The sequence below is a fragment of the Alkalicoccobacillus porphyridii genome, from assembly GCF_007293315.1.
GTDB lineage: Bacteria > Bacillota > Bacilli > Bacillales > Bacillaceae_D > Alkalicoccobacillus > Alkalicoccobacillus porphyridii.
On record NZ_VLXZ01000199.1, the window covers coordinates 1 to 275 of the forward strand.

Annotated in this window: 1 protein-coding gene; it reads right to left on the reverse strand. The window is 48.4% G+C overall.

Going from position 1 to position 275, the window contains the following annotated elements; translation table 11 throughout:
* Positions 1 to 23: 23 nt before the first annotated feature.
* Positions 24 to 275 (reverse strand): DUF2058 family protein (locus FN960_RS24020; RefSeq protein WP_143850809.1); only part of this gene is annotated, 252 nt, incomplete at its 5' end.

Here is a 275-nt window from a genome sequence, read left to right on the forward strand (position 1 = left end):
ATCTGCGCACGACTTATCTATGTTTACCACATCAAATCATCAGGCACTTTTAAGTCGGCATACGGGTCGTCTTCATCCTGCTCTTCGGCGCTGAGCGCGCTGTGCAACACTATACTGCTGGCATCGCGCTGAGCAATTTTATCGGCAACGCTGGCGGGAATAATGGCGTATTCACCTTCGCTATTGTTATCGACCAACAAGCGGGCAATCGCCAGACGACCATTAATCAACTGCGCCTGTGTGAGCTTATCGACAAAAATCTTCTTAATCAGATT